Origin of the sequence: Comamonas sp. w2-DMI, from assembly GCF_040187735.1 — a bacterium.
In the GTDB taxonomy this organism is placed as follows: domain Bacteria; phylum Pseudomonadota; class Gammaproteobacteria; order Burkholderiales; family Burkholderiaceae_C; genus Comamonas; species Comamonas terrae.
This window is the reverse complement of sequence record NZ_JBANEL010000033.1, coordinates 26,701-37,742: the sequence shown is the minus strand read 5'-3', so window position 1 is coordinate 37,742 and position 11,042 is coordinate 26,701. Positions and strand designations below refer to the sequence as shown.

The window sequence follows — 11,042 nt, the reverse complement described above, 5'->3', positions numbered from 1 at the left end:
GCCAAACTTCTTCGACAGAACGGTAGCGATGGCAGCCGTCAGGGTGGTCTTGCCGTGGTCAACGTGACCGATGGTGCCCACGTTCACGTGGGGCTTGGTGCGCTCGAATTTTTCTTTTGCCATTTTTCCGACTCCGAAAAAAATCTATATCACTGCAACAGGATTTCGGCGCAACCCTATCAAAGCGAGCGCACCAGAAAATGGTGCCCATGGCGGGAATCGGACCCGCGACCTCTCCCTTACCAAGGGAGTGCTCTACCACTGAGCCACATGGGCAATGAAGATGCAAGAGCAGCTTCAAAAATCTTTGCTCGCAAACTGGAGCGGGAGACGGGAATCGAACCCGCGTCATTAGCTTGGAAGGCTAGGGTTCTACCATTGAACTACTCCCGCACAGATTTACTGCACGCGACTGCCACTTCCGGCAATCTCTCTTCTGAACCATTACTGGTGGAGGGGACTGGATTCGAACCAGTGTAGGCGTAAGCCAACAGATTTACAGTCTGCCCCCTTTAGCCACTCGGGCACCCCTCCGAAGAGACTTGAATTGTAGCATCGTTTTTTGCACCGCAAAAGAAATTTGATTTTTCTTTTACCTTGCCACCAAACGATGTTGGCGCGGCTGGCGGGGATCGAACCCACGACCCTTGGCTTCGGAGGCCAATACTCTATCCACTGAGCTACAGCCGCGAATCCGTCAGTCACGCTAGGCATGGCCAACAACAATTCAATCCCGCCATTATGACACGGGAAAACATCCCTTGGGATCAGTTGGCCAGCTTAAATCCGAGTCCGGACAAATAGACATCCACTGACATACGCCCGACAGAGGCCAACGGGAAACTGCCCTCATTCAGAACCCAGCCATGTATGAGCCCGACAAACAGCGAATGCAAGCCCAGGGCCGCCTCCTGCGCCGAGATGGGCAGTTGCAGTGACTGCTCCTCAGCGGCCAGCAGCAGGTCGCGCGCGAACTTGTCCTGGGAGCATGCAGCGCTTTCGACGTGGCGCACCCTCACCGCCTCCAGCTCGCCCACGTATTCCATCTTGAAAAGCGCGGTCTCGAACACCTTGCGGCGGCGCTCGTCGCCATCCATGCTCTCGAACACCATCTGGATGGAGGCTCGCAGCCGCTCGAGCGGCGCAAGGTCGCCATACTTGTCGTCACAGATCTCGTCGAAGGGCATGCAGATGCGGCTCAGCATGGAGGAGAAGACATCCACCTTGTCCTTGAAGTGCCAGTACACCGCCCCCCTGGTCGCTCCGGCTCTCTGCGCGATGTCGCCCAGCGAAGTCCGGGAAACGCCTTTTTCAAAGAACACTTCTTCCGCAGCATCCAGCAGCTTCGTACGGGTTTCATCCGCTTCAGCCTTGGTCCTACGAACCATCTCTTACCCCTTCTCACCCCGCCGCTTGCAATACACGACGAACAAAGACAAATTAATGCCCTCCTAGGGCGCCACGAGCGCAATTATACATTTATGCATGTATGTATAATCGCGCACCAAATTGGAAGGGATCTCCTGTCCCTGCCTCTCCCGACTTCAGGCCTGTTGCGTTTGCAGCAGGCCTTATCACCGTTTCAAATGTCAATCGGAAGGACGTTCATGCATCCCGTGTATGAAACAAACCAGGCAAACGAAAGCTTGCCCAAGGCAGCCGTACTCCACCCCCGCTCCGTGGCCATTGGGCTGAGCCTGATCGCCGCCTTGGGCCTGGCCGCATGCGGCGACAAGAAAGGGGAACCGGAAAAGGCGCAGGCGGCGGCGCAGGGCCAGCGTCCGGAAGTCGGCGTGGTCACGGTGGCTTTCCAGGACGTGGGAATCGTCTCCGACCTGCCAGGTCGTCTCGAGGCATCGCGCATCGCCCAGGTCCGCGCCCGCGCGGCAGGCATTGTCCAGAAGCGCCTGTTCCAGGAAGGCTCCGACGTCAAGGCCGGCCAGGTCCTGTTCCAGATCGACAACACGCCCTACAAGGCCAATCTGCAAAGCGCCCAGGCCACGCTGGCCCAGGCGGAAGCCAATCTTGCGCAGGCCTCCGCAACCGCCCGCCGCTACAAGCCGCTGGTGGAAGCCAACGCCATCAGCAAGCAGGAATACGACACGGCCGTCGCCAATGAAAAGGCCGCCCAGGCCCAGGTGGCCGCAGGCAGGGCCGCGGTGACCAATGCGAATGTCAACCTGGGCTATGCCACGGTGACTTCGCCCATCTCGGGCCGCATCGGACGTGCACTGGTCACGGAAGGTGCGCTGGTGGGACAAGGCGAGGCCACGCAGCTGGCCACTGTCCAGCAGATCAACCCCATCTATGTGAACTTCACCCAGTCGTCGGACGACGTTTTCCGCCTGCGCCGCGCGCTGCAGGACGGCAAGCTGCAAAAGGCCCCGGGCACCGACGCCGCCAAGGTGAAGATCATGCTCAGCGACGGCACGCCCTACAGCAATGACGGCAAGCTGCTGTTCACCGACCTGACCGTGGACCCGACCTCGGGCCAGGTCACGCTGCGCGCCGAAGTGCCCAATCCCCAGGGCACCCTGCTGCCGGGCCTGTATGTGCGCGTGCGCATCGAGCAGGCCCAGGTCAGCAATGCCATCCTGCTGCCGCAGCAGGCCGTCACCCGCACCGAGCAAGGCGATTCGGTCAGCATCGTCGGCGACGACGGCAAGATCAGCAAGCGCAACATCACCATCAACGGCACCAAGGACAACCAGTGGATCGTGACGGCTGGTCTGAAGGCCGGCGAGAAGGTGCAGGTCGACGGCTTCCAGAAGCTGCAGATGATGCCGCCCGGCACGCCGGTCAAGCCCGTGGAATGGAACCCGAACGGCGGCAAGCCGGCCCCGTCGGCAGCACCGGCGGACAAGGATGCGGGCAAGCCGGCAGCGGCTCCCGCAGCGCCTGCCGCGCCCGCAGCCGGCGACAACGCTGAAACCAAGAAGTAAGAGGGCCTCTTCCCATGGCCAAGTTTTTTATTGATCGACCCATTTTTGCCTGGGTGATCGCTCTGTTCATCGTCGTGATCGGTGCACTGGCGATGACCAAGCTGCCGATCGCGCAATATCCGAAGGTGGCGCCGCCCGCCATCATCATCAACACCGCCTATCCCGGCGCCTCCGCGCAGGTGCTGGAGGACAGCGTGCTGTCGGTGATCGAGCGCGAGATGAACGGCTCGCCCGGCATGGTCTACATGGAGTCCGTCGCCCAGGCCGACGGCACCGGCAGCATCACCATCAGCTACGCTCCCGGCACCAACGAGGACCTGGCGCAGGTGGACGTGCAGAACCGCCTCTCCCGCGCCACGCCGCGCCTGCCCGCTTCGGTGACGCAGCAGGGCGTGCGCGTGGACAAGGCCGCACGCAACTTCCTGCTGTTCGTGATGCTGTCTTCCGACGACCCGGCCTTCGACCCCGTGGCGCTGGGCGACTATGCATCGCGCAACATCATTCCTGAAATCCAGCGCCTGCCAGGCGTGGGCCAGGCCCAGCTGTTCGGCTCCGAAAAAGCCATGCGCATCTGGTTCGATCCCGCCAAGCTGCGCGGCTACAACCTGTCCGCCGAGGACGTGGTGGCAGCCATCCGCAGCCAGAACGCCCAGGTGGCCAGCGGTTCGATCGGCGACCTGCCCAACATCACGGGCCAGAAGGTGGCGGCCACGGTGACCGTGCGCGGCCAGCTGTCGTCGGTGGCGGAGTTCGAGAACATCGTGCTGCGCGCGAATGTCGACGGCTCCACCGTGCGCCTGAAGGACGTGGCCACCGTGGAGATCGGCGGCCAGAGCTATGCCACGTCGGCCCGCCTCAACGGCAAGGACGCCGTCGGCGTCGGCGTGCAGCTGACTCCCAGCGGCAATGCGCTGGCCACGGCCGAGGCCGTGCACAAGCGCATGGCAGAGCTGCAGAAGTACTTCCCCAAGGGCGTGAGCTACACCGTGCCCTACGACAGCTCCAAGTTCGTCGGCATCTCCATCGAGAAGGTCGCCCACACGCTGGTCGAGGCCGTGGTGCTGGTGTTCCTGGTGATGTTCCTGTTCCTGCAGAACTGGCGCTACACCCTGATTCCCACCATCGTCGTGCCCATCGCGCTGCTGGGCACCTTCGGCGTGATGCTGGCCGTGGGCCTGTCGATCAACGTGCTGGCCATGTTCGGCATGGTGCTGGTGATCGGTATCGTCGTGGACGATGCCATCGTGGTGGTGGAAAACGTCGAGCGCATCATGTCCGAGGAAGGACTGCCGCCGCGCGAGGCCGCCCACAAGGCCATGGGCCAGATCTCGGGCGCCATCGTCGGCGTGACCCTGGTGCTGATTGCGGTGTTCATCCCGCTGGCGTTCTTTGCGGGCTCCACCGGCAACATCTACCGCCAGTTCTCGATCGTCATGGTCGCATCGATCGCCTTCTCGGCCTTCATGGCGCTGACGCTGACGCCCGCGTTGTGCGCAACGCTGCTCAAGCCGGTGGAAGCCGGCCACCACCACGAGAAGAAGGGCTTCTTCGGCTGGTTCAACCGCGGCTTCTCGCGCACTGCCAAGACCTATGAGGGCTGGGTGGCTCGCATGCTCAAGCGCGCCATCCTGATGCTGGGCCTCTACGCGGCCATCATCGGCGCTGCGCTGGTCATCTTCCGCGGCCTGCCCACCTCCTTCCTGCCCAGCGAGGACCAGGGCTACTTCATCGTGAACATGCAGCTGCCCCCGGGCGCCGCCAAGGAACGCACGCTGGAAGTGGTGAAGACCGTGGAGAACGCCGTGCTCCAGCAGCCCGAAGTGGCCAACATGGTCAGCGTGGTGGGCTTCAGCTTCTCCGGCCAGGGCCAGAATGCCGCACTGGCGTTCGTGCCGCTGAAGGACTGGTCCGAACGGACCAGCCCCCAGTCCACGGTGGACAGCCTGGTGGGCCGCACCATGGGCGCGATCGGCGGCATCCGCGACGCCTTCGTGTTCGCTGTGAACCCGCCGCCTATTCCGGAACTGGGCAATGCCGTGGGCTTCTCGTTCCGCCTGCAGGATCGCGCGGGCCACGGCCACGAGGCCCTGGTCAACGCCCGCAACATGCTGCTGGGCATGGCCTCGCAGAGCAAGGTGCTGACCGGCGTGCGCCCGGACGGCCTGGAAGATGCTCCGCAGCTGCAGATCGTGATCGACCGCGACAAGGCCAATGCGCTGGGCGTGGACTTCTCGTCCATCAACGCCGCGCTGTCCACCGCACTGGGCTCGGCCTACGTGAACGACTTCCCCAACCAGGGACGTCTGCAGCGCGTGGTGGTGCAGGCCGATGCGCCCGCCCGCATGCAGCCCGAGGACATCCTGCAGCTGAACGCACGCAACTCCAAGGGCGACGCCGTGCCGCTGTCCACCTTTGCCACCACCAAGTGGATCAAGGGTCCGCAGCAGACCGTGCGCTACAACGGCTATCCGGCCATGCGCCTGGAAGGCTCCGCCGCGCCCGGCTACAGCTCGGGCGAGGCCATGGCCGAGATGGAAAAGCTCGCGGCCAAGCTGCCCGACGGCTTCGGCTACGAATGGACGGGCCAGTCGCGCGAGGAAAAACTCGCCGGCGCCCAGGCCATCTTCCTGTATGCGTTCGCCATCCTGGCGGTGTTCCTGTGCCTGGCAGCGCTGTACGAGAGCTGGTCCATCCCGCTGTCGGTGATCCTGGTCGTGCCGCTGGGCCTGCTGGGCGTGGTGCTGGCCACGCTGCTGCGCAAATACTCGAACGACGTGTACTTCCAGATCGGCCTGGTCACGGTGATCGGCCTGTCGGCCAAGAACGCGATTCTGATCATCGAGTTCGCCAAGGACCTGCAGGCCGAAGGCAAGAGCCTGATGGCCGCGGCGCTGGAAGCGGCCCACCTGCGGTTCCGCCCCATCATCATGACCTCGCTGGCCTTCGGCCTGGGCGTGGTGCCGCTGGTGATCGCCACGGGCGCGAGCTCGGCCAGCCAGCGCGCCATCGGCACCGGCGTGCTCGGCGGCATGGTGACCGGCACCTTCCTTGCGGTGTTCTTCGTACCCGTCTTCTTCGTGGTGGTGCGCAAGCTGTTCGGCAGCAAGACGCCGCCACCGGCTCCGGCTGCAGCCCCGGCGGCAACGCATGGAGGCATCAACCATGACTAAGAAACTCATCCCGACCCTGCTGACCGGCGCACTGCTGGCCACCGGATGCTCGTTCATCCCCAAGCTCGACAAGCTGGCCGCGCCGGTGCCGGCAAGCTACCCCGTGGCCACCGAGGCCGGCGCCCTGGCGGCGGCCGATATCCCCTGGCAGCAGTTCTTCACCGACCAGCGCCTGCAGCAGGTCATCGGCCTGGCGCTGGAGAACAACCGCGATCTGCGCGTGGCCGTGCTCAATATCGACAAGGCCCGCGCCCAGTACCAGATCCAGCGGGCCGCACAGTTCCCGGAATTCGGCGTGGCGGCCTCGGTCAGCCGCGCGCCGAGCACGACCACGGGCCAGTACGTCAACACCTATATGGCCGGCCTGTCCATGCCCAGCTGGGAGATTGACTTCTGGGGCCGCATCGGCAGTCTCAAGGAGCAGGCGCTGGCCCAGTACCTGGCCACCGAGGAGGGCCGCAAGGCCGCGCAGATCAGCCTCGTGGCTTCGGTCGCCAACGCCTGGCTGGGCCTGCAGGCCGACGAGGAGCTGCTTGCCATCTCGCGCCGCACGCTGCACACCCGCGAGGAGTCCATCAAGCTGGCCAAGCTGCGCCTGGATACGGGCGTGGCCTCCGAGCTGGACTACCGCCAGGCGCAGTCGCTGACCGAGGATGCGCGCGCCACGCTGGCACGCCAGACGCGCCAGCGCGAGCTGGACATCAATGCGCTGACGCTGCTGGTGGGCCAGACGGTGCCGCCCGAGCTGCTGGGCAGTCTGCAGGGCAAGAAGCTTTCGGACCTGCCGGCACTGGCCGACGTACCGGCGGGCCTGCCTTCGGACCTGCTGCTGCGCCGCCCCGACGTGCGCCAGGCCGAACAGAGCATGATCGCCGCCAATGCCAGCATTGGCGCCGCACGCGCGGCCTTCTTCCCCAATATCACGCTGACGGCTTCGGCCGGCTTCGTGAACCCCGAGCTGTCGGACCTGTTCAAGTCCGGCTCCAAGGCCTTCTCGCTGACGCCCTCGCTGTACCTGCCCATCTTCAACGCCGGCCGCAACCGCGCGAACCTGGAGTCCGCCAAGGTCAGCGAGCAGATCGCGGCCGCACAGTACGAGAAAGCCATCCAGACGGCCTTCCGCGAAGTGGCCGACGCGCTGGTCAGCCGCGAGACGCTGCAGGACCAGCTGGCGGCCCAGCAGCGCCAGCTCGAAGCGGAAAACGTGCGCTACAAGCTGTCCGACCTGCGCTACACCAACGGCGTGGCCAGCTACCTGGACCTGCTCGACGCCCAGCGCTCGCTGTTCGCCCTGGAACAGGCCGTGGTGCAGGCACGCCTGACCCAGCTGCAGAACCAGGTCAACCTCTACAAGGTGCTGGGCGGCGGCTGGACCGAGCCCGCAACCCCGCCCACGGCGGCGGCAGCCACCCCGGACGCGGCAGCGCAATAAGCGGCTTCGTCCTCCCGCAAGGCGCCTTCCAGGCGCCTTTTTTCATGGCGGCAAACAGGCAAACCACCGGGGGCTTGATCCAGCGCAAGCCCTTTATGGCGCCGCCGTCAACCCGGGTCGTCGTCCAGTGTCTTTGTAAAACCCCACCCATATAATGTTTTTCCAATTCCAGCCCACGCAAACACAGAGGACTTCATGAGCGAACAACACGCCCATACCGGGCCGATCAAGAACCCCAAACAGCTTCTGCTTGCCGTTTTATTCGCTTTTGTGATCCCCGTCTTCGTGATCATCGGTCTGGTCAAGTTCGTGACCGCATCCGACACCACGGGTGCCGGCTCCAGCCAGGCCGAGCGGGCCAAGGCCGTGCGCCTGCAGAAGGTGGGCTCCATCGAGATCCGCGATGCCAACCGCCCGCTGCGCAGCGGCGAGGAAGTCTTCAAGGCCCAGTGCTCGGCCTGCCACGCCACCGGCGCCGCCGGTGCACCCAAGTTCCAGGACGCGGCGGCCTGGGGTCCGCGCATCAAGCAGGGCCTGGACACGCTGGTCCACTCCGCCCTGGCCGGCAAGGGCGCCATGGCTGCCCAGGGCGGCGGCGAGTTCAACGACACGGAAATCGCCCGGGGCGTGGTCTACATGGCCAATGCCGCAGGCGCCAGCTTCCCCGAACCCAGCGCCCCGGCGGGCGGTATGGCCGCGGCGCCGACCGACGCGGCGGCAGCGCCTGCACCGGCGCCTGCGGCCGCTCCGGCCCCGGCAGAGAATGCCGCTGCGCCAGCTCCTGCAGCCGCAGCGCCGGCTGCGCCCGCAGCGGCCTCCAGTGCCGGCAAGGATCTCTACAACACGACCTGCGTGGCCTGCCACGGCAGCGGCGTGGCAGGTGCGCCCAAGTTCGGCGACAAGGCGGCCTGGGCACCGTTCATTGCCCAGGGCATGGACACCATGGTGCAAAAGGCCACGCAAGGCATTGGCGCCATGCCTCCCAAGGGTGGCTCCAGCGCCTCCGATGCCGACTTCAAGGCCGCCATCCAGTACATGGTGGACAACGCCAAATAGGCCTGTCCCACACCATCTTCCCAACCGGCTGCGGCCGGTTTTTTCATTGTCAAATCATGCTCCAGCGCCCATGCAGCAAGCGCTGACAGCTATCTATCCAGAAGCATCTCAACCGCCTGCCTCCAACGCCTGCGGGCTTTGCCGGTAGCCAAAGCGCTCCGCCAGCACGCTGCGGGGCAATTCCTCGGGCTCGGCAAGCCAGCCGCGCTCCAGCGCCCGGGCCGCATCGTCCATGTCCTGCGAGTGCACCAGGCCCAGGCCCCGCGGCAGCAGCAGATACAGATGGCCCTGGTCGTCCAGCACGGCCTGCTGCACGTCCGCTGCCGCCAGCAGCGCGCCGGTATGGGCCGTGAGCTCCAGCTGCGCCTCGGTGCAGCGCAGCCGCCATACCCAGGGCGCTGCCTCCAGTTCCACGAAGACGCGCTGCGGCCCGTTCTGGAAATACCAGCAGCCGCGTGCGTCGGCGTCGTAGTTGCGGCCGATGAAGTCGATCAGCTTCTCATGGCGCAGCAGCGTGCCCCGGGCGCCTGCGCGGCCACTGGCAAAGCCTCCGCAGGCCTGGGCCTCGGCATCGCGCAGCCACCACTGGCCGCGCGCGTCCAGGCCCAGCCAGCCGTAGCATGCCGGCACATGGGGCCACTTGGCCATGGCCTGCCTGACGATGTCATCCATTGCTCTACTCCTTGATGTCCTGCGCCGGCGCCAGCCACTGGGCCAGCCAGGCGGTCACGGCCCGCGGCATGGCCAGCACATGGGCGGGCCAGGCGCCGCTGGAAAAACCCACATGGCCGCCATGCCGGGGCTGCCATAACTGTACGGCCGGGCTGACCTGCGCGCGTGTCGGCAGGCTGGCCGCGGGCACGAAGGGATCGTTGCGCGCATTGAGCAGCAACAGCGGCACGGCCACCTGACCGAGCCATGGCTTGGCCGAGGCGCGGCGCCAATAGTCGTCGGCGTCCGCAAAGCCGTGCACCGGCCCGGTGAAGATGTCGTCGAAGGCATGCAGATCGCGGGCACGCAGCAGGGCATCACGGTCGAACAGGCCCGGCGACCGCTCCCACTTGGCCAGCGCCTTGGGCACCAGCGTGCGCAGGAACATGCGCGTGTAGATCCGGCGGTTCAGGCCCTGCCCCAGTTGTCTGCCCGCGGCCACCAGGTCCAGCGGCGCGCAGACCACGGCGGCGGCTCGCACCACCTCCCGCGCTGCTTCCCGTTGCCGGCCGGCCCACAGTGCCAGCGCATTGCCGCCCAGCGACACGCCCATGGCCAGCAGATCGCCGCCGCTGCCATGACGCAGGCGGCGCAAAATCCAGTCCAGCTCCTCGGCATCGCCCGAATGGTAGGCGCGCGGCAGGCGGTTGGGCTCGCCGCTGCAGCCCCGGAAATGCGGCACCACCAGCTGCCAGCCCCGATCTGCGCAGACCTGGGCCAGCGCCACCGCATAGTGGCTGGCCGAAGACCCCTCCAGGCCATGGAACAGCACCAGCGTCGGCGCCTGCGGCAAGGCCATGGGCAGGGAAAAGTCCAGATCGATGAAATCGCCGTCGGGCGTCTCCCAGCGCCGGCGCTGCCAGCGCACGGCATGGCGGTGCTGCTGCCTGCGGGCATACAGGGCCGACCAGATGGTCTGCACATGGCCGCCGGGCTGCCACCAGGGCGCACGGAAATCCTGCATTGCCGCTACTCCAGCCAGGCCTGGAGTGCCGCATCCAGGCCGTCGCGCTGCGCCGCGCGCCAGACCAGCTCGGGCGCCGCCACATGGATGCCGGGCGGCGCCTTCTGCAACGCGGCATCCACCAGCCGCGCGACATGCAGGGGCCTCACCGGCCGCTCCTGGTCCGGCACCATATAGCTCAGCGCCGAGAACATCATGCGCGCCACCCGCTGCAGCCAGTGCCGGGGGGTGGCCCGCTGCGCCGCGCGCGCCGAGCGCACGAAGATCAACCGCTCGAAGCCCAGGGCCGCCACGGCCTGCTCGTCCAGAGTGGCCAGGCCGCGCTTGATGGCCTGGGGCAGGCTGCCCATGTCGTGCGGCAGCACCACGGCCAGCGTCTTCACACCGCAGCCGCGCATCCATTGCGCCAGGGCCTTGAGCTGCTGCGGCTCGGGCGTCCAGAGTGCGCGCTCACGCTGGTGGAAAGTGCGCGGGGGCTCGAACATGACCACGCCGACCTCGGCAGGCATGTGCATTGCAAGCGCCGGCCATTGCGCAGGCTCGGCCGGCGGGACCTGCTGCAGCTGCACGCCGCGCATGGCTGCGGCATAGGGCTCGCGGGCCAGCACCTGCACCGGCGCATAACGCTGGCCGCCCGCCAGCCGGTTGAGCACCTCGTTGCCCAGCGCTCCGGTCGCCCCGGCCAGCAGCAGCCGCGGCAATGCGGCGGCCCGGGGAGCCGGGCGCTGTGCGGCGCGCAGCGCTTGCAGTGGGTTCACGGTGGTCAT

9 protein-coding genes and 4 tRNA genes are annotated in these 11,042 nt (G+C 66.2%); 4 read left to right on the top strand and 9 right to left on the bottom strand.

What is annotated here, in order from left to right; genetic code table 11:
* The 6 genes from V8Z74_RS23265 to V8Z74_RS23240 form a co-directional block, all read right to left on the bottom strand.
* Positions 1–123: GTP-binding protein (locus V8Z74_RS23265; RefSeq protein WP_227803300.1), on the bottom strand; the 123-nt coding region annotated here is incomplete at its 3' end.
* Between the two features lie 78 nt (positions 124–201).
* A tRNA-Thr gene (locus V8Z74_RS23260) sits at positions 202–276 on the bottom strand.
* 43 nt (positions 277–319) lie between these two features.
* A tRNA-Gly gene (locus V8Z74_RS23255) sits at positions 320–393 on the bottom strand.
* Positions 394–448: 55 nt separating this feature from the next.
* Positions 449–534, bottom strand: a tRNA-Tyr gene (locus tag V8Z74_RS23250).
* 80 nt (positions 535–614) lie between these two features.
* Positions 615–690: transfer RNA gene (locus V8Z74_RS23245), tRNA-Arg, on the bottom strand.
* Positions 691–767: 77 nt separating this feature from the next.
* Positions 768–1,388, bottom strand: coding sequence for a TetR family transcriptional regulator (locus V8Z74_RS23240; protein ID WP_066483859.1), 621 nt, complete (start codon positions 1,386–1,388; stop codon positions 768–770).
* A gap of 219 nt (positions 1,389–1,607) precedes the next feature.
* Here V8Z74_RS23240 and V8Z74_RS23235 point away from each other — a divergent pair, with 219 nt between their 5' ends.
* From V8Z74_RS23235 to V8Z74_RS23220, 4 genes are all read left to right on the top strand, one after another.
* Positions 1,608–2,942 (top strand): efflux RND transporter periplasmic adaptor subunit, encoded by a 1,335-nt coding sequence (locus V8Z74_RS23235; RefSeq protein WP_349711559.1) that lies wholly within the window; start codon positions 1,608–1,610, stop codon positions 2,940–2,942.
* 14 nt (positions 2,943–2,956) lie between these two features.
* Entirely contained in the window at positions 2,957–6,112 is a 3,156-nt protein-coding gene (locus tag V8Z74_RS23230; protein ID WP_083526795.1) for an efflux RND transporter permease subunit, read from the top strand.
* Entirely contained in the window at positions 6,105–7,544 is a 1,440-nt protein-coding gene (locus V8Z74_RS23225; protein ID WP_349711556.1) for an efflux transporter outer membrane subunit, read from the top strand. The genes V8Z74_RS23230 and V8Z74_RS23225 overlap by 8 nt, the downstream gene beginning before the upstream one ends.
* Before the next feature lie 195 nt (positions 7,545–7,739).
* Positions 7,740–8,600, top strand: a complete 861-nt coding sequence (locus V8Z74_RS23220) for a c-type cytochrome (RefSeq protein ID WP_349711553.1) — start codon at positions 7,740–7,742, stop codon at positions 8,598–8,600.
* 108 nt (positions 8,601–8,708) lie between these two features.
* Here V8Z74_RS23220 and V8Z74_RS23215 read toward each other — a convergent pair whose 3' ends face one another.
* From V8Z74_RS23215 to V8Z74_RS23205, 3 genes are read right to left on the bottom strand one after another with little or no spacing between them, the layout of a single operon-like run.
* A complete protein-coding gene (locus tag V8Z74_RS23215) occupies positions 8,709–9,272 on the bottom strand; it encodes a DUF2946 family protein (RefSeq protein WP_349711550.1) in 564 nt (187 codons plus the stop codon).
* 4 nt (positions 9,273–9,276) lie between these two features.
* The gene (locus V8Z74_RS23210; RefSeq protein WP_349711547.1) at positions 9,277–10,275 is read right to left on the bottom strand and encodes a YheT family hydrolase; all 999 of its coding nucleotides are present in this window, start codon (positions 10,273–10,275) and stop codon (positions 9,277–9,279) included.
* Positions 10,276–10,280: 5 nt separating this feature from the next.
* On the bottom strand, positions 10,281–11,042 hold the full coding sequence (locus V8Z74_RS23205; RefSeq protein WP_349711544.1) for a Rossmann-fold NAD(P)-binding domain-containing protein: 762 nt from the start codon (positions 11,040–11,042) through the stop codon (positions 10,281–10,283).